Here is an 18,461-nt window from a genome sequence, read left to right on the forward strand (position 1 = left end):
TCAGGGCCGCGCCTAGCGCTTCAGCCCCAGCACTTCCTGAAGCATTTCGTCGGACGTGGTGACGATCTTCGCGTTGGCGGAATAGCTCCGCTGGGTGACGATCATCTTGGTGAACTCGTCGGCGATATCGACGTTGGAGCTTTCCACGCTGTTCGCCACCACCGCGCCGGCGCCGTTCGTCTCCGGATCGTTGAAGTTCGGCTTGCCGGCCTCTTCGCTCTCGACGAAGACGCCGCCGGATTCACGCTGCAGGGCGTTCGGGTTGTTGAAGGTGATGATCGGCACCTTCGCGATCATCTTCGACCGTCCGTTGTCGTAGTTGACCAGGACGGTGCCGTTGTCGCCGAACACCACGTCCTTGAACTGCCCGCGCGGCGCGCCGTTCTGGACCAGCTGGGTGACGTTGATCTCCTCGCCGGCATACTGGGTCAGGCCGCCCGGCTTCTGGTATTTGCCGAGGTTCAGCGAGATCTGCTGCGGGCCGAAGCCGTAATCGACGGTGAAGGTGACGGTGGCGTCGGAGCCGGCCGACTGGTTGGCGGCGCTGACCGCCGTGCCGGTGCCGACCAGGGCGGTGGAGATGTTGGTCAGCGTGCCGACCGTCTCCGGCGTCTTGCCGAAGGTCAGGCCGATATGGGCCGGCGTCTGGCCGGCGACCGCGCTCTGGTCCAGGGTGAACTGATAGGCGGTCGCGTCGCTCACGGTGCCGGTCGCCGTCGCATCGCTGGTCACGGCCAGCACGTTGCCGGTCACCGTCGCAGTGCCGCCGGCGGCGGTGATCTGCGTGGCGAAATAGTTCAGAACCGCGTTCGGCGTGCTGTAGGTGTTGATGTTGGCGTTGTCCAGGGTCAGCGAATAGGTCGTGCCGCCGGCCGTCACGGTATAGGTATCGCCGACGTCCACCGTCGTTCCGCCCAGCGTGATGGAACCGGTGCCGGTCATCGTGTTGGTGTTGGCCGGCGTCGCCGCGGTCTTGGCGGTGACGGTGATGACGCCGCCCTGCGCGGTGGCGGTCACCGGCAGCGAGGTGTTGGAGTTGATCTTGTTCGCCAGCGCCGCGGTGATGTCCTCCATCGTCATCTCTTCGCCGGTGGTGCTGTAGGTCACCGCCGTGCCGTTGATGCTGAGGGTGTATTGCGTGCCGATGTCGCCCGGCGTGCCGGTCAGCGTCACCGTGCGGCTCTGGCGCACGCCGGCCACGCTGGCGACCGACGGCAGCGAGCTCATCGTGTTCACCGACGCGCTGGAATTGGTCACCGTCGCGCTGGAGGTGACGTTGGTGTTCACCGCATTGGCCTGGATCGACAGGATGTTCCCGGCCGACGAGGCGGTGACGGTGGAGCCCAGCGCCTGGTTGATCTTGCCGGCCAGCTGGGACACGACGTCGCTCACCGTCGAGTAGCTCTGATAGGTGGCGGCGGTCACCGTGTAGCTGATCGGCGTGCCGTTCACGTTGATGGTGAAGGAGTCGCCGACCTCGACCTGGGTCTGCGGGAACTGGAACTTGTCGATCTCGCCGGCACTCGCCGTCGCCGCCGTCGAGGTCTGGCTGACGATGGTGTTGGTGGTGTTGGTGCCGGACACCACGTCGGTGTTCAGCTTGAACGGCGTGCCGGGTTCGCGGGCGGTGACGCGGATCGTCTGGCCCGAGGAGGTGGCGAGCACCGATGCCGCCGGCGAGGCGGAGTTGATCTGGTTGGCCAGCGCGCCGGCCAGACCCGAATAGGTCCGGATCGACCCGATGTTGTCGGCCGTGATCTTCAGGCTGTAGTTGGTGCCGTCGACCTTCACCGTATAGGTGTCGCCGATGCGCAGGTTGTCCTGGCCGTTGGTGTTGTTGCCGGCCAGCGTGATGACGTTGACCTGTGCGACCGCGGTCTGGCCGGCGATGTTCTGGCCGAAGGTCACGGTGGCGGGATTGCCGGTGAAGGTGCCGTCGACCGGCTTGCTGTTGGAACCCGGCGCGTCCAGGACCATACGCCAGCTGCTGTCCGCCTGCTGCCGCCACTTGAAATTGACGGTGCGCGGGTTGCCCTGGCTGTCGAAGATCTGGATGCTGCTGTCGGGAATCTTCTCGCCCGGCTTCGGCGTCGCCGGCAGGTTGGCCGACAGGTCGATGGTGTTGGTCGCCACCGGCTTGTCGATCAGCGAGTTCACCTGGATCGGCGCCACCTGGTCCTTGTGCAGGACGCCCGTCACCGGATCGACCAGCCAGCCGTTCAGGGCATAGCCGGAGCTGTTGACCAGATAGCGGCTCTTGTCCAGTTCGAAGTCGCCGGCGCGGGTGTAGAAGGCGGCCGAGGAGTTGACCGTGCCCGTCTGCGTCTGCACCAGCGTGCTCGACCCCTGGGTCGCCACCTTGGTGACGCTGAAGAAGCCCTGGCCCTGGATGGCGATGTTGGTCGGGCTCTGCACCTGGGTCAGGCTGCCCTGGATGTTGTTCATGAAGACCGGTTGCGCCGTGACCCCGCCCGGCTCGTGCAGGCGCTGGCTGGACTGCAGGACCATCGTCTCGAAAGCCGAATCCACACGCTTGTAGCCGATGGTCGAGCTGTTCGCGATGTTGTCCGAGATATGTCCGAGCGCCTTCGACTGGGCATTCAGGCCGAGAACGGCGGTTGTCATCGAACCGAAGATGCTCATGGCCGGGGTCTCCGAAAGAAAGGGCAAAGGTCTTCTGCGCCCTGTCTAGCAAGCGGAGTGCCAACTGCTGTGCCGATCTCAACCCCTTGGAAACAGCCGATTTTTTGCGGGAGCGCTGCGGCCGGGCCGGAATTTGCCGGCAGGTAGGAAAGTTTCGCCTAGTGCCGCCGGGCCGGGCGGGCAGAAAGGTCCCGCCGAAGTTGCCGGCCTTACCCCAATCGCCGGGCGGCGCGGGCGGCCTGCGCCTTCAGCACGGCGGCGGCGGTGCCGAGCGTGGTGATCCAGTCACCGGGACGCGGCTGGCGGAACAGCCGAAGCGACGGGTACCAGGGGCTGTCGGCGCGGTCGAGCATCCAGCGCCAGTCCGGCACATGGGGCAGCATCAGCCAGCACGGCACGCCCATCGCCCCGGCCAGATGGGCGACGGCGGTGTCGACCGTCACCAGCAGGTCCAGGTTGGCGAGGATGGCGGCGGTATCGGCGAAATCGCGCACCCGCGCCATCGCGTTCGGAATCGCCACGCCGGGCAGGCGGTCGAGGGCCGCCGCCGCGTCGCCGGTCTGCAGGCTGAGGAACCGCACCCCCGGCACCGACAGCAGCGGTGCCAGGGCCGCCACGGGGATCGAGCGGTTGCGGTCGTTGCGGTGCTGCGGATTGCCGGCCCAGACCAGCCCGACCCGCAGGCCGGCCCCGTTTCCATCGCCGTCCGGCTCGGCCAGCCGGTCGCGCCAGCGCTCGACGTCGCCGGGGTCGGGGGCGAGATAGGGCACGTCGGCGGGGATGTTCCCCAGGTCGGTGCCGAAGGCCCGCGGCAGGCTCATCAACGGACAGTGGAGGTCATGCGGCGGCGGGTCCTCCCCACGCACCAGCACCTGGATCGACGACCCGGGGGATTGCCCCAAGCAACGCCCCAGATTCTGGTTGAACAGGCGGTACAGCAGCAGATGCGTTTCCAGCACCACCCGGCCGCCGCCCTGCGCCGCGATCCGTGCCACCAGCGGGGCGTAGCGCACGAACTGGATGGCGTCGCCGTATCCCTGGTCCATGTGCAGCAGGATGGTGGCGCCGCCCGGCGGTTGGCCGGCCCAAGGCGGGCTGGCGAAACGGTGCCAGCGATGCTCGAACCCCTCCCAGCCCGCGCGCAGGTCGCCACGGACCAGCCGCCCGACCGCGCGCGCCAGATGGGCGTCGCCGCTGGCGGGATTGCGCGCCAGCACGGCGTCGAAGCAGGCCTCCGCCTCGTCGAAGCGGCGCTGGTCGCGCAGCACGGTGCCGAGATTCAGCAGGGTCGCCGCATGGCCGGGCCGCAGACGCGCCGCGCGCTCCAGCCAGCGCCGCGCCTCGGGGTAGCGCGCCAGCGCGTGCAGCGAGGCGCCCAACGCCTCCAGCGCATCGCCGTCGCCGGGGTCGAGCGCCAGGGCGCGCCGCAGCACCGGTTCCGCCCGCTCCGGCATCTCCGCCGCCCGCAGCGCCGCGCCCAGATGGCCCCAGGGGGTCGCCGCCGCGGGGCGGACCCGAACGGCGCGGCCGATCCACCGCACCGCCGCCGCCGGGTCGCCCGTCTGCGCCCGCAGCACACCCGACAGGTGCAGCGCGTCCGGCTGTGCCGGCTCCGCGGTCAGGATATGGCGATAGGCGTCGGCCGCCGCTTGGGCATGGCCGGCCATGTGGTGGTTGACGGCGGCGTTCAGAGCGTCCAGGAGTGTTGCCATACTCTCTTCTCTACACCGGCCGGCCGGGCAGGGCGAGATTCGAAAATCAGCGTGAGCCGACGATCAGGAGCCTGTCACGGCAATGGACGACCGCCTTCCGACTCATCTCTGGGTTTCGGCCCATATCCGCGCCGCCGATGCCCAGGGCGTGGCGATGACCGTGGTCCGCAAGGGGGACCCCAGCCGCGGCACGGTGATCCTGAAGATAAACCGGCTCGACCGCAGCTTCACCGTGCTGGTCCAGACCCGCGAGGCGGACGGCGAGCGGCTGTTCTGGGCGCGCGGTACCGGCGCCGACCCGGTACCGGAGGCCGATGCCGACGCCTACATCGCCCGGCAGCTCCGCTACGACCCCGACGTCTGGGTGGTCGAGGTCGAGGACCGCCAGGGCCGTCACTGGTTCGACGGCCCGGTGCGCTGACTGCGCCGTTACGCGGCGGCGGTGACCCGGGGAAAGCGCAGGGTGAAGCGGGTGCCGTCGCCGGGGCGGCTTTCCACCCCGATGGTGCCGTGCAGGCGGCCGGTCACCAGATTGTAGACGATGTGCAGCCCCAGCCCGCTGCCGCCCGCCCCGCGCCGCGTGGTGAAGAAGGGGTCGAAGACCTTGGGCAGGACCTCCGGCGCGATGCCGGCGCCGTCGTCGGCGATCGACAGCTCGACCATGTCGCCGTCGATCACGCGGGCGGCGATGGCGATGCAGCCGGGCTGCTCCGGATCCAGCGCATGGACCAGCGCATTCATGATCAGGTTGGTCAGGATCTGCGACAGCGCTCCCGGATAGCCGTCCAGCTCCAGATCCGCCGGGCAATCGATGTCGATGGTCAGCGCCGTCCGAGCCTTGTAGGTCGGATGCAGGCTGCGCAGCAGCTCGTCGATGTAATCCCGCAGCAGGAAGGCGCGGCGCTCGTCGCTGGACTGGTCGACGGCGACCAGCTTGAAGCTCTGCACCAGATTGGCCGCACGGGTGCTGTTGGACAGGATCAGGTTGGCCATCTCCATCCCGTCGCTGAGGAAGCGCTGGAAATCCGACTTCTTCAGCGCATTCGCCGTGTGGCGGTCCGACAGCTCGCCGATCAGCGCCTGCAACTGCGAGGCGCCGGTGATGGTGATGCCGATGGGCGTGTTCACCTCATGCGCCACGCCGGCGACCAGCTGGCCGAGCGACGCCATCTTTTCCGCCTGGATCAGGCTCGCCTGCGTCGCCTTCAGTTCGCCGAGCGCCCGTTCGGCGGCGTCGCGCGACTGGCGCAGCGCATTTTCCGCCTCGACCTCGCGCGTCACATCGACCACCACCGCCTGGACCGCCGGGCCGTCCATCCAGTCGACCCGCCGGCCGGTCAGCTCCACCCACAATTCGGCGCCGTCGGGGCGGCAGGCGCGGATCCGGCGGCGCGGCGTGGTCTGCCCGCCCTCCAGCAGATGATCGTAATTGTCGATCATCGACTGCCGCGCCTCCACCGCGACGATGGACAGCAGGGAGGGCAGGGCCATCACCTCCGCCACCGTCAACCCCAGCATGGCGGCGAAGCTGTCGTTGGCGTAGAGCGCGTGGAAATCGCGATGGATGATGATGCCCTGGATCGAGCCCTCGACCAGATCGCGAAAACGCCGCTCGTTGTCGGCCAGCGCCTGCTGGCGCCGGTCGATCTCGTCGATGAAGTAGCGGATCGAGGCGCCGATGTCGGTGATCTCGTCGTCGCCGTCCACCGGCACCGGAACCGTCCCACCCGCTCCCCCGGCGACCGGCCGGTTTCCGGACAGCCGGGCCAGCACCGCCCGGTTCATCGCCACCAGCCGCGAGGACAGGAATCGGCGGAAGATGAAATAGACGCCGACCGCCAGCAGGATCGACGCGCCGGCCAGCATCATCACCGTGCGGGTGCGTTCCGCGATCAGCTCGGCCAGCGCATCGGTGCGCTCGGCCGACTGGTCGCGGATTGAGTCGTAGAGCGCGCCGGTTGACCGCTCGACCGTCTCCACCAGAACCTGGGCCTGCCCGGTCAGCGCCTGGGCGCGGTTGCGCGCCTGCAGCCGGTCGATGGCGCTCTCGAACATCCCGCCCGGCGCCACCAGCAGCGAGAACAGCTCCTCCTGCACCGTGGAGATCATCTGGCCGGTGGGATCCGGCGCGCCGGACGACAGCCGTGCAAGCTCGGCCAGCGTGCGCTCCACCGCTCTCGCCTCTCCCTTCAGACGGCTGAGATGGTCGAGCTGCATGGCCCCTGCCGCCCGTGCCATCAGCGCACCGATGCGCGCGGCCCATGCCCCCGTCTCCGGCATGCTTTCCATCGAGGTCGCCAGCCGGCCGAGCGCGCGGGCGGCCTCGGCCTGACGGTCGCCATAGTCGATCTGGCGGGTGACCTCGGCATTCAGGTCGGCGACGGTGGCGGCCAGAATCAGCAGGGTGGAGCGGGTCTGCTCCAGCAGGCGGACATTGCCGTCGCGCTCCTTCCCGTCCCCGTCCCCGTGCCCATCCCCGTGGTTGTCCTTCATCAGGCCGCGCATGCGGGCGACCAGAAGCTGCATCGAATCCAGCTCCGTCACCAGCCCGTCATAGATGGAGCGTCGCTGCGGCGTCGAATTCGCGGCGGCAAGCTGCGGCAGCTGCGCCACCAGCTTCTGCAGCGACCCGTGCAGCTCGGCGCTGGTGATGACCTCCGGCAGGGTGTTGGTCGACAGCACCGTCACCTCGGCCCGGAACAGGCGGAAGGACGACATCGACACGCCGCCGATCAGCACCACCAGCAGCGCCATCACCGACAGCCCCAGCGTGATGCGCACCGCGATGCCGAACCGCCGCGTCCGAATGGGCGGCGGCGTCTGCGGCCCCGGCGCCGCGCCCGGGGCCGGCGCGGTCAGCGCGGCGGCCCGCACCGGGCTCTGCACGATAGCCGATGTGCTCTGCAAGATGGCCGAGGAGCTCTGCAAGATGCCCGGCACGGTGGAGGAAGACAGGCTGGAGGAAAGCTGGCCGTCCATTACCGCCTCACCGTCATGCGGCCGTCCAGCCGGGGAACGAACTCGCCGCTGCGGGCGATCTGGTCGATCATCTGGGTAGAAATGAACTCGGCATTGCGGTCCTCGACCAGCCTCGGCACGCCAGCCAGCACGCCGTACCCGTCGCCGCCCGCCGCCAGGAAGCTGCTGGTCGCCAGTCGGTAGCGGGTGGAGCGGCCGACCGGCTTGCCGCCGACCGACAGGCTGCGCAGCCGCTGGCCGGGTGGGCGGGTCAGGTCGATCTCCGCGCGGGCGTTGGACAGGTGGGGGAAGCGGCCCTGCAACTGCTCCACCGCCGAAACGCCGCTTTCCACCGCCTCCCAAAGCTGCTGGCCGGTGACGTCCAGCACGACGCCGACATCGTGAAAGGGAAGGATCGTGTAGATGTCGCGCCGGGTCAGCAGGGAGTCGGCCGGATATTGGCGGTCGCCGCGGATGCCGCCGCCGTTGATCAGCGCCACGTCGGCGTCCAGCGTATCGCGCAGCGTATCGACCACCGCGTTGGCAAAGGCGTTCTCGCCCGTCCGCAGCGACTCCTTGCGGGTGTCGAGCGGTGCGGTGAGACGTCCCACCTCCATCCGCAGCATGGTGTCGAGCCGCGCCGCATAAGCCCTGGCCTGGATCAGGACGGCGGGATCGGGGGGCACCGTCGCGCTGTCGATCAGGCGGGGCGCCGGGGTCCAGGTCACCTGCGGCTTGCCGTCCGGCCCGGCCCCGCGTTCGACCGTCAAATCCAAGGCCAGCACCCAGGCGGCCTGCGGCCCGACGGTGGCGGACAGGAAACGCCCGTCGTAATCGACGGCGAAGGGGCGGTTGCGGTCCTGGTACAGCACGATGTCGGCGGGGCGGGCGGCCAGCACGCTGCGGTGGGTGTCGCCGGCATAGCCGGTCATCGCCACCACCAGATCGACGCCGTCGGCCCGCAGCGCCGCGGCCTTGGCCCGCAGTGCCGGAACCGGGTCGCGGAACTCCGTCCGCTGGGCGCGGGTGGTCTCCCGCGTCAGCACCGGCGTCGCCGCCATCACGCCGATGCGCAAGGGGCCGGCGCTCAGCACCACCGCATCCTCCAGCCCGTCCGGCGTCCGGCCGGTGGCGCGGTCCACCGTGTTGGTGGTGACGATGGGAAAGCCGGCCTCGAAGGCGCGGGCGCTCAGCCGGTCGTCGCCATGGTGGAATTCGCGGTTCAGCGCGGCCATCGCGTCGATGGTCATGCCGTTCAGCAGGTCGATGATGTGCGCGCCCTGGTCGTAGAAGGCGAGCACCGACGGCGCCAGCGTCTGCCCGCCATGCAGGACCAGCAGATTGGGGTGGGCGGCCCGTTCCTGGCGGATCGTGCCGGCCAGCCGGGCCATGCCGCCGCGCCCGGCGGTCTCGTCCAGGTCGGTGGTGCCCTGGGTATAGAGGATGGTCAGATGGACCGGCCCGGTATCCGCCGCGGTCTTCCCGGCCCGGGCCTCGGCCGCGGCGTCAGGTTGCTGCGCCTGCGCCGGAAGAACCGCAGCGGCGACAAGTCCGAGGCCGAGCGCCAGCGATGCGGCCAGACACGACAATGTCCTGCCGAACCGGATCCGCATCCCGCCGGCAGTGCCGTTGAATATAGCGATAGTGTCCATAGCCCGGCGTCACCTCTGCCCCCGCGCCGGATTATGCTCATTTCCACGTCACTGTTGAAGCAAAGCCGCGTTACGGGATTGTCATATTGACGGCACACGGCGTGGAAGAGCCCGTTTTACCCATTCGTAGACACCGAGAACTCGCAGAATCCCGATCAACTTCATCCTCACCGGCGCCGGAACTGCGGCAAAACGTGGCGCCAGTCCGGCGCGCCGGGTTTTCGACAGTGTGGCACCGCGGGCATAGGCGACGCGGTGCAGGGTGACGCGGCGGCTGGTGGTGTCGAAGCAGGCGAAGCTGGCACGGGGATCGGCGCCGCGCGGCTCCCCCACCGTGCCGGGGTTCAGCAGATAAAGCCCGTCGGACCGCAGCTCCGCCCCGCCGTCGAGCGGCACCGCCCGCACCGTTCCGTCGCGCCATTCCCACAGCCCCGCCCGGTGGGTGTGGCCGAAGGCGCAGACGCGCGCGCCTGACGGATGCCCGAGAAGCGCCTGCAGGCTCAGGCGCCGTTTGCCGTCATCGTCCAGCCGCACCAGTTCCTTCCCCACCTCCGGATGCAGGGCGCCATGGACGGCGACCAGCGCGCCATCCACCACGGCCGTCAGCGGCAGGTCGGACAGGAAGGCCCGGCTTTCCCCGTCCAGCCGCGCCTTCGTCCACGCGACGGCGCGCGCCGCCGGCCCGCTGAATCCCTCGGTCCCGATGGCGCCGGTCACCGCCCGGTCATGGTTGCCGGCGATGCAGACGGCGCCGGCCTGCCGCAGCAGGGCGATGCAGGCGGCGGCGTCGGTGTTGTAGCCGACGATGTCGCCAAGGCAGACGATGCGCTCCACCCCCTCCGCCCGGACGGCGTCGAGCGTTGCCTGCAACGCCTCCAGATTGGCGTGGATGTCGGAGATCAGCGCGATCTTCATGGTTCTTGCGCTCACGGCTTCGCCAGCCGTGCCGGGCCGGCAAAGCCGGGAATGCGGGCAAGCAGCCGGTCCAGCTTCGGCCGCAGGAAGGGCATCGGGTCGTCCGGCGTGATCGCCTTCGCCTCGCAACCCGCCACCCAGGCCAGCCAGCGCGCCGTCGGCACCCCGCCGTCCCGTGCCGCCAGCCGGTCCTTGCTGATGTGGCACCAGCAGGCGCCGGGCCGCGCCTTAGCCGGAGCAGGGCGCGGGCGGCCGGTCAGGTCGGCTTGCACCAGCGCCGGCAGATTCACCCCGGCGACGGCGCCCAGATGGTGCCACAGGTTGAAGCGCGGATTGATCTCCAGCAGGTGCAGGCGGCCGTCGGGATCGCGTTTGAAATCGAATTTGGCGACGCCCGTGAGGCCGATGCGCGCCGCGATATCCCGTCCCAGCGCCGCCACATCGGCGCCCTCGCCGTCGATGTCGGTGATGGTCAGCGCGGTGCTGTGGCCGTAATCGACCGGATATGTGCGGATCTTGCGGCCGGTGAACTCGCCGGCCACGCTGCCGCCGGCGTCGATATAGACATGGTGGCTTTCGATCCGCGTCTCCGGGCCGGGGATCAGCTCTTGCGCAAGCAGATCGATGCCGACCGGGATCAGTCTCGGCCACAGGGCGCGAAGTTCCTCCGGCCCGTCCAGGCGGATCGCCTTGCCCAGCCCCTCGATCTCGTCCCAGGGCGGGCGACGGGTCAGCGGCTTGACGATGATCGGATAGCGCAGGTCAAGATCCGGCGCCTCGCTGCCGGGCAGGGGGCGCAGGCGCCGTGTGCGGGGAACCGGCAGGTCCAGCCGCTCCGCCAGCGCCTGGAACCGGCCCTTGTCGACCAGCGTCTCCACCAGATCGGCGTCGGCAAGCGCGATGCGGAAGACGGCGGACAGCCGGTCGCGGTGGCGCGACACCATCAGAAGCTGCGAGTCCTCCTCCATATAGAGTACCGGCTTTTCGGCCCGCGCGGCGCCGAAGCGCAGCAGACGGTCGACCAGTACCCCGTCATTACCGCCCTCCCAGGGGATCAGCCGCTCGGTGAAGCGGGAATGGGCGGTCGCCCCGCCCGGCGGCCCGACCACGGCACAGCGGATGCCGGCCAGACCCAGCGGGCGCACCAGATCCATGTCGCCCAACACGCAGGCCAGCGGCCCGGCTTTCGTCCCCGTTGCCATGGCGAACGCTCTCCCTTCTCAGATTCCCTTTGCCGGAGCGATCCAACCGCGCAGCGACCGTTTGACGGCATCGACCATCACCCCGCGCGCCCGGCGGCAATGCGCCTCCATCCGCCGGCTGAGCCGGTCGGGGCCGAGCGTCAGCCAGTTCATCGGCTGTTCGGCGTTGGAGAGCAGCGGCTTATGTCCGGCCGGCGTCGACATGAAGTCGTAGCAGTCCTCGCCGCGGGCCAGCGCATCCTCGATGGCCAGCACATGGCTCAGCAGCCCCGGCTTCAGCCGGTTGTCGGCCTCGAAGGCGAAGCCGCCCTGATAGTTCAATACGCGGTTGCGATGGACGAAGTTGTAGAGATAGCCGATCGGCTGGCCTCCGGCGCTGACCCGGCTCAGCCGCACCGCGCCACGCGGCAGCCCTTCGGCGATCAGCCTTTCGTGGAAGGGGCGGAAGGCCGGGTTGGCGAAGGCGCCCGCCTGTCCGCGCGCCTGCCAGCCGGCCTGATGCAGCACCTCCAGCCGGGTGAAATACTCCATCGCCTCGTCCACCGTCGCGGCGACGCGGTGTTCCAGCGCGCCGCGGGCGCGGTAAAGCCGCTCCGTCCGGTTCACCGCCGCCCGCGTGTTGCGGCCGAGGCCGCCGCGGAAGTCGCCGCCGCCGGCCCGCACCGTGCCGAAATCGACCCACTGCGCCGAATCCGCGATGCGCAACTGAAGCGAATGACCGGTCCGCGCCGCCACCCGCCGGGCGGCCCGCTCCGCCGCCAGGGTCAGGCCCCCCAGCACCAGTTCGTCGTTGCCGGCCAGACGCTCGTCCAGCCAGTGCAGCATGGCGTCCGTCACCTCGTCGGCGAAGCGGCGGTCGACGAGGATGCCGTTATACTCCATGAACAGGCGGTCATAGCCGCGGTCGCCGGTCTCGTGCAGCATCCAGCAACGGCTGTGCAGCAGCCCGAACCGCCGCCGCACGCGCGGGCAGAGCACGGCCAGACCGACCGTCTCTTCGCCCCGCAAGGCCGCCAGCAGATGCGGCTCGATCCCGTCCGGCATCTGCGCCAGCCAGGAGCCGATCCAGGTCCAGGAGAGAAAGAAGGACGGGTCGGCGCGGCTCTCCAGCTCCGTCCATGCCCGCGCCAGTTCCGGCATGGAGGGCAGGGGGTGCAGGGCGATCCGTATCTCGGTTGAGGGGGCGGAACCGCCGGAGGTCGGGCGGGCGGAGTCGGGGCTGGGCCAGATGCTCATCGGCGCGGCGTCTCCGGAAGATATTCTCTACCGAAAACAACACGCTGGATCCGGGAACGGTCCCGTCTACGCCGGGGAGCCCCGAAAGTCTGCGCGACGCAAATGGATGAGGCGAAAGAAGCGGATTCTATACCGATACGCCGGCCCGGCGGTCGATGCCGGGCCGGCTGTCGGGGACCTCAGCGCTTGACCGTGTCGGCGGACTGGCCGAACAGGATCTTCTTGCTTTCGTCATTCACCGTGGGCGTGCGGTTGGGGTTGACGGCCTGCCCCTTCTCATAGGCGCGCACCACCGCCGGCCGCTCCTTGATCGCGTTGAACCAGCGCTTCAGGTTGGGGAAGTTGTCCAGATCCTGCTGCTGGCGTTCATGCGGGACGATCCAGGGATAGCTCGCCATATCGGCGATGGACAGCTCCGCCCCGCCGAGGAACTCGTTGTCGGCAAGGCGCTTGTCCATCACGCCATAGAGGCGACCCGTCTCCTTGACGTAGCGCTCCATGGCGTAGGGGATACGCTCCGGCGCGTACTGCACGAAATGGTGGTTCTGACCGGCCATCGGGCCGAGGCCGCCGACCTGCCAGAACAGCCATTCGAGAACCGTCTTGCGCCCGCGCACGTCGCTGGGCAGGAACTTGCCGGTCTTCTCGGCCAGATAGACCAGGATGGCGCCGGATTCGAAGACGCTGATCGGCTCGCCGCCGTCGGCCGGTGCGTTGTCGATGATCGCCGGCATGCGGTTGTTCGGCGAAAAGGCGAGGAATTCCGGCTTGAACTGGTCACCGGTGGAGATGTTCACCGGCTTGAACTGGTAGTCCAGCCCGGCTTCTTCCAAAAAGATCGTGATCTTGTGGCCGTTCGGCGTCGGCCAGAAGTAGAGGTCGATCATCCCAAACCCTCCTGTGATTTATCGGCCCGTGGTGCGGGGCCGCTGATTTCCGAAAAGGTTAACCGCTTCGCCCCGGCTGGCAAGCCCGCACGCACGCGCGGCAGACCCTCGATCCGCCGCGCTAATTCCGCATATCGGAATGCAATTTCATTTTGTTGACAGCCTCTGCGCCATCTGTCAGCGTGGCCAACGAACAGATGAGGCGGCGCCCCCTCAATCCCCCTTGATGCTTGGTTTCCCCTGAAATCATTCTCCCCGGACGGAGAGCACGCATGGCCTTGGACAAGGACGTTTTGGATCAACTTCTGGACACGCTGGGGCGCTTCGTCCGCGAAAAGCTGGTCCCGCTTGAGCATAAGGTGGCGGAGGACGACGCCATCCCGCCCGAGGTGATCGCCGCGATGCGCGAGATGGGCCTGTTCGGCCTGTCGATCCCGGAGGAATATGGCGGGCTCGGCCTGTCGATGTCGGACGAGGTGCAGGTCGCCTTCCAACTGGGCCAGACCTCGCCGGCCTTCCGCTCGCTGATCGGCACCAACAACGGCATCGGCTCGCAGGGCATCGTCATCGACGGGACGGAGGAGCAGAAGCAGCGCTATCTGCCGCGTCTGGCCGCCGGTGAGATCGTCGGCGCCTTCGCCCTGACCGAGCCGGAATCGGGTTCCGATGCCGGCTCGCTCCGCACCACGGCTCGGCGCGACGGCGACCATTTCATCCTGAACGGCACCAAGCGCTACATCACCAACGCGCCGCAGGCCGGTCTCTTCACCGTCTTCGCCCGCACCGACCTGGACAGCCGCGACGCCCGCGGCGTGTCGGCCTTCCTGGTGGAGGCGGGGACGCCCGGCCTGTCGCTCGGCCCCATCGACAGGAAGATGGGCCAGAAGGGCGCCCACACCTGCGACGTGATCTTCGAGGACTGCCGCGTTCCGGCCAGCGCCATCCTGGGCGGCAAGGAAGGGCAGGGCTTCAAGACGGCGATGAAGGTGCTGGACCGCGGCCGCCTGCACATCGGCGCCGTCTGCGTCGGTCTGGCGGAGCGGCTGATCCGCGACAGCCTGTCCTACGCCATGGAGCGCAAGCAGTTCGGCCAGCCGCTCGCCGAATTCCAGCTGATCCAGGCGATGCTGGCCGACAGCCGGGCGGAAGCCTATGCCGCCCGCTGCATGGTGGTGGAAACCGCGCGCCGTCGCGACGACGGGCAGAACGTCAACACCGACGCCGCCTGCTGCAAGATGTTCTCGACCGAGATGGTCGGCCGCGTCGCCGACCGGGCGGTGCAGATCCACGGCGGTGCCGGCTACATCGCCGACTACGGGATCGAGCGTTTCTATCGCGACGTCCGCCTGTTCCGCATCTATGAGGGCACCACCCAGATCCAGCAGCTCGTCATCGCCCGCAACATGATCCGGGAGGCGGCATGACTGTGGGGCGGCCGGTTCCCGACTTCGCCGCGATGGTGGCGGCGCTGCCGCCGCGCATCAGCCACGCCGCGCTCGCCTGGGCGGAACGGACGCCGGACGCCCCCGCCCTGTTCGACGGGACGCAGGAATGGAGCTATCGCCGCCTTGCCCAGGCGGTCGGCAGCGCCACGACGCATCTCCGGCGGCTGGGGGTGGTCGGCGGCGACCGGGTGATGATCGTCTGCGAGAACGGCCTCGCCGCGGTCACCCTGATCCTGGCGGCGAGCGAGTGCGACGCCTGGCCGGTCATCGTCAACGCCCGCCTGTCGGATCGCGAGATCGACACCATCCGCGATCACTGCCGGCCGCGCCGCATCTTCTATACCGATACGGTATCCCCCGACGCCGCCGCCCACGCCGCCCGCCACGGCGCGGAGCCTCTCGGCGACCCCGACCTGCCGCCGATGGCGGTCGGCCCGCTGCTGGAGGCCGATCCGGAGCCGGTCCATGCCGGCAACCAGCGGCAGGTCGGCGCCCTGATCTACACCTCCGGCACCACCGGCAAGCCCAAGGGCGTGATGCTGTCCCACCGCGGCCTGCTGTTCGTCGCCTCGGTGTCGGGCTGGATGCGCGGGCTCGGCCCCAGCGACCGCACCTATGGCGTGCTGCCGGTCAGCCATGTCTTCGGCCTCGCCTCCACCTGCCTCGGCACGCTCTATGCCGGCGGCTGCCTGCACACGATCCCCCGCTTCGCTCCTGCCGCCGTATGGCAGGCGTTGGAACAGGATGGGGTCACGGTGTTCCAGGGTGTTCCAGCCATGTACGCCAAGCTGGTGGAGCACGCCACCGTCACCGGCCGGACGCCCAATGCTCCAGCCCTGCGCTACCTGTCCTCGGGTGGCTCGGTGCTGGACCTCGACCTCAAGCTGGCGGTGGAGCGGGTCTTCGGCCTGCCGCTGCACAACGGCTACGGCCTGACCGAATGCTCGCCGACCGTGACGCAGACCCGGCTGGATGCCCCGCGAACCGACACCTCCATCGGCCCGGCCCTGCCGCTGGTGGAGATGCGCTTCGTCGATCACGTCACCGGCCGCGACGTGGCCGACGGCGAGCCGGGGGAGCTGTGGGTCCGCGCCCCCAACGTGATGCTCGGCTATTACCGCGAGCCGGCGCTGACGTCCCAGGCCATCACCGACGACGGCTGGCTGAAGACCGGCGACGTCGCCCGGCTGGAACCTGACGGCTGCGTCGCCGTGGTCGGCCGCATCCGCGAGATCGTCATCCGCTCCGGCTTCAACGTCTATCCGGAGGAGGTGGAGGGTGTGCTGACCAGCCACCCGGCGGTGACCTTGGCCGCCGTGGTCGGCCACGCCGTCGCCGGCAACGAGGAGGTGGTCGCCTTCGTCCAGTTCGTCCCCGGCCGCAGCGCCAGCGAGGACGAGTTGAAGGCCTGGGCCGCCGAACGCCTCGCCCCCTACAAGCGCCCGTCACGCATCGTCGCCATGGACGCCCTGCCGGCCAGCCCGACCGGCAAGCTGCTGAAAAGCGGCCTTCGCGCCCTGGCCGCCGAAGTGATGGCCGCCTGACTCAACGAACAAAGCCCTAAAACGACAAAGCCCATGGGAGGGAACGAAAGCATGACCCGGACGATCGCCAAATTCGCAACCGTATCCGCGCTGGCCCTGTCGGTGGCGCTCGGCGCCGGGGCGGCGCAGGCCAAGGAGTTCCTGCTGGGCTCCGAACTGCCGCTGACCGGCAGCCTCGCCCGCGTCGGCCAGGGCATGCATGAGGGCATCGCCGTCGCCATCGACATGGCGAACAAGAGCTATGCCGGCAAGCACAGCTTCAAGGTCGAGACCATCGACGACGAGACCTCCCCGGCCAAGGCGGTCGCGGCGGTGGAGAAGCTTGCGGGCGACGGGGTGGTGGCGATCACCGGCGGCTACGGCTCCAACATCATCGGCCCGGCGTCGGAGGCGGCGCAGAAGGCCGGGCTGGTCTACATCACCTCGGGCGGCGTGGCGCCGGAACTGACCCAGCGCGGCTATCCCACCTTCTTCCGCATCAACAACACCGACGGCTATGCGCTGGCGATGATCGGCCTGATCCAGGAGATGGGAGCCAAGAAGGTCTCCATCGTCTACCTGAACAAGGACGCGACCAGCAGTCTCGCCCGCCAAGTCAACACCGCGCTGACCGGCAAGGGCGTCACGGTGGGCATGCACGAGTTCGACGGTTCCACCAGCGACTTCAAACCGCTGATGAACAAGGTGAAGCTGCAGGACCGCCCCGACGTCATCGCCATGGTCGGCTACGAGAACGACTATGTCGGTATCCTGCGGGCATCCAAGGTGCTGAAGCCGCAGGTCAAGGCGATGGTCGGCGTCTGGTCGCTCGCCACCGCGCAGATGGCCAAGGAATTTCCCGATTTGATGGAGAATGTCTACGGCACCTCCATGCTGCCCTACCCGGTGGAGTTCACCCAGCCTGAGGCGGTGGAGTTCGCCGCCACCTACAAGAAGCTGTTCAACAAGGACCCCGACTATCTGGGTCAGTTCGGCTATGTCCAGACCCGCCTGCTGATCGACGCCGTCGTCCGCGCCGACGAGGCCGGAACGCTGGGCAAGGGCGGCCTGCCGGAACAGCTGCGCAAGACCGACGCCAACACCCTGATCGGCCGCGTCACCTTCGACAAGAACGGCGACAACCTGAACTTCACCCACCGCATGGGCCAGCACCAGGGCGGCAAGGTGGTCCTGGTCTGGCCGAGCGACGCCGCCAACGGAAAGATGAACTTCCCGGCGGTTCCGTGGTGAGTGGATACCCCCTCTCCCCCCCGGGGAGAGGGGCGGGGTGAGGGGGATGCACAGCGTGGATATCCCAAGAATCCCTGCTGCGCGACCCCCTCACCCTAACCCTCTCCCCGGGGGGGAGAGGGGATGAAGTCCCACCCCCAACAGGGCGTAATCCATGCTTGAACTGACGCTCCAGGCACTGTTCTCGGGCCTGCTCGCCGGCGGCTATTACGCGACCGTGGCGGTCGGGCTGGCGCTGGTGTTCGGCACCATGCGGGTCATCAACCTCGCCCATGGCGAGCTGGTGCTGCTGGCCGCCTATGTCGCCTATGCGGCGGAAACCAACTATGGCGTCAACCCGGTGATGGCGATCCCGGTGGCGCTGGTGATCGTCGGGACGGCGTCGGCCATCGTCTACGCGCTGCTCAGCCGGATCAATCAGGACCGCGAGATCAACTCGCTGATCCTCACCTTCGGGCTGGGGATCATCCTGACCAACGCCATCCTGTCGATCTGGGCGGCCGACATCCATTCGACCTCCGACCCCTGGTTCCAGGATTCGATGGTGATCGCCGACACGCTGTTCGCGATGAACGCGGAGGTCGCGGCCTTCGTTGGCGGGCTGGTGCTGATGGCCGGCGTCTGGTGGTGGCTGAACCATTCCTGGCAGGGGCGGGCGGTGCGGGCGCTGTCGTCGAACCGGGCGGCGGCGACCCTGATGGGCGTCAACCCGCGCAAGATCGAGATCCTGTCCTTCCTGATCGCGGCCCTGCTCGCCACCTTTGCCGGCTTCGCCATCTACACCGGCAAGACCGTCTTCCCGGCCTTGGGCCATGTGCTGACGGTCAAGGCCTTCATCATCACCGTGCTGGCCGGGATGGGATCGATCCCCGGCGTGCTGATCGGCGCCATCATGATCGGCGTCATCGAATCGCTGACGGTCACCTATCTGTCGGCCTCGCTGCAGGAGTTGGCGGGAATGATCCTGTTCCTGGTCGTGCTGTTCGTCTCGCCCTCGGGCCTGTTCGGCGGCGGGAGGGCACTGGCGCGATGAGGAA

Annotated in this window: 13 protein-coding genes; 5 read left to right on the plus strand and 8 right to left on the minus strand. The window is 68.7% G+C overall.

Going from position 1 to position 18,461, the window contains the following annotated elements; genetic code table 11:
* Nucleotides 1–12: 12 nt before the first annotated feature.
* Together PWS46_RS19275 and PWS46_RS19280 are read right to left on the minus strand one after the other, a co-directional pair.
* Complete coding sequence (locus PWS46_RS19275; RefSeq protein ID WP_434622070.1) at nt 13–2,643, minus strand: flagellar hook-basal body complex protein; 2,631 nt, start codon at nt 2,641–2,643, stop codon at nt 13–15.
* Between the two features lie 209 nt (nt 2,644–2,852).
* On the minus strand, nt 2,853–4,355 hold the full coding sequence (locus PWS46_RS19280) for a tetratricopeptide repeat protein (RefSeq protein ID WP_434622072.1): 1,503 nt from the start codon (nt 4,353–4,355) through the stop codon (nt 2,853–2,855).
* A gap of 82 nt (nt 4,356–4,437) precedes the next feature.
* On the opposite strand from PWS46_RS19280, the gene PWS46_RS19285 reads away from it, so the two are divergent.
* Nucleotides 4,438–4,776, plus strand: a complete 339-nt coding sequence (locus PWS46_RS19285) for a DUF1491 family protein (RefSeq protein WP_434622074.1) — start codon at nt 4,438–4,440, stop codon at nt 4,774–4,776.
* Between the two features lie 8 nt (nt 4,777–4,784).
* Here PWS46_RS19285 and PWS46_RS19290 read toward each other — a convergent pair whose 3' ends face one another.
* From PWS46_RS19290 to PWS46_RS19315, 6 genes are all read right to left on the minus strand, one after another.
* Nucleotides 4,785–7,334 carry an ATP-binding protein gene (locus PWS46_RS19290; RefSeq protein ID WP_434622076.1) on the minus strand — a complete coding sequence of 850 codons (2,550 nt, stop codon included), beginning with the start codon at nt 7,332–7,334 and terminating at the stop codon, nt 4,785–4,787.
* Entirely contained in the window at nt 7,334–8,965 is a 1,632-nt protein-coding gene (locus PWS46_RS19295; protein WP_434622078.1) for a bifunctional metallophosphatase/5'-nucleotidase, read from the minus strand. The genes PWS46_RS19290 and PWS46_RS19295 overlap by 1 nt, the downstream gene beginning before the upstream one ends.
* An 81-nt stretch (nt 8,966–9,046) precedes the next feature.
* Nucleotides 9,047–9,880, minus strand: a complete 834-nt coding sequence (locus PWS46_RS19300) for a metallophosphoesterase family protein (protein ID WP_434622080.1) — start codon at nt 9,878–9,880, stop codon at nt 9,047–9,049.
* Between the two features lie 11 nt (nt 9,881–9,891).
* Nucleotides 9,892–11,082 (minus strand): ATP-grasp domain-containing protein, encoded by a 1,191-nt coding sequence (locus PWS46_RS19305; RefSeq protein ID WP_434622082.1) that lies wholly within the window; start codon nt 11,080–11,082, stop codon nt 9,892–9,894.
* Between the two features lie 18 nt (nt 11,083–11,100).
* On the minus strand, nt 11,101–12,318 hold the full coding sequence (locus tag PWS46_RS19310) for a GNAT family N-acetyltransferase (RefSeq protein ID WP_434622084.1): 1,218 nt from the start codon (nt 12,316–12,318) through the stop codon (nt 11,101–11,103).
* 179 nt (nt 12,319–12,497) lie between these two features.
* Nucleotides 12,498–13,205, minus strand: coding sequence for a glutathione binding-like protein (locus tag PWS46_RS19315; RefSeq protein ID WP_434622086.1), 708 nt, complete (start codon nt 13,203–13,205; stop codon nt 12,498–12,500).
* A 272-nt stretch (nt 13,206–13,477) separates the two neighbouring features.
* Between PWS46_RS19315 and PWS46_RS19320 the strand changes: the two genes are divergently transcribed.
* From PWS46_RS19320 to PWS46_RS19335, 4 genes are all read left to right on the plus strand, one after another.
* Nucleotides 13,478–14,629, plus strand: coding sequence for an acyl-CoA dehydrogenase family protein (locus PWS46_RS19320; protein WP_434622088.1), 1,152 nt, complete (start codon nt 13,478–13,480; stop codon nt 14,627–14,629).
* Complete coding sequence (locus PWS46_RS19325; protein ID WP_434622090.1) at nt 14,626–16,194, plus strand: class I adenylate-forming enzyme family protein; 1,569 nt, start codon at nt 14,626–14,628, stop codon at nt 16,192–16,194. Before PWS46_RS19320 ends, PWS46_RS19325 begins: the two co-directional genes overlap by 4 nt.
* Nucleotides 16,195–16,245: 51 nt before the next feature.
* Nucleotides 16,246–17,424: an ABC transporter substrate-binding protein gene (locus PWS46_RS19330; RefSeq protein WP_434622092.1), complete on the plus strand. Its 1,179-nt coding sequence runs from the start codon at nt 16,246–16,248 to the stop codon at nt 17,422–17,424.
* A 154-nt stretch (nt 17,425–17,578) separates the two neighbouring features.
* Nucleotides 17,579–18,457, plus strand: a complete 879-nt coding sequence (locus PWS46_RS19335) for a branched-chain amino acid ABC transporter permease (protein ID WP_434622094.1) — start codon at nt 17,579–17,581, stop codon at nt 18,455–18,457.
* Nucleotides 18,458–18,461: the final 4 nt, after the last annotated feature.

The organism is Azospirillum sp. B2RO_4 (genome assembly GCF_051124815.1).
Lineage (GTDB): Bacteria > Pseudomonadota > Alphaproteobacteria > Azospirillales > Azospirillaceae > Azospirillum.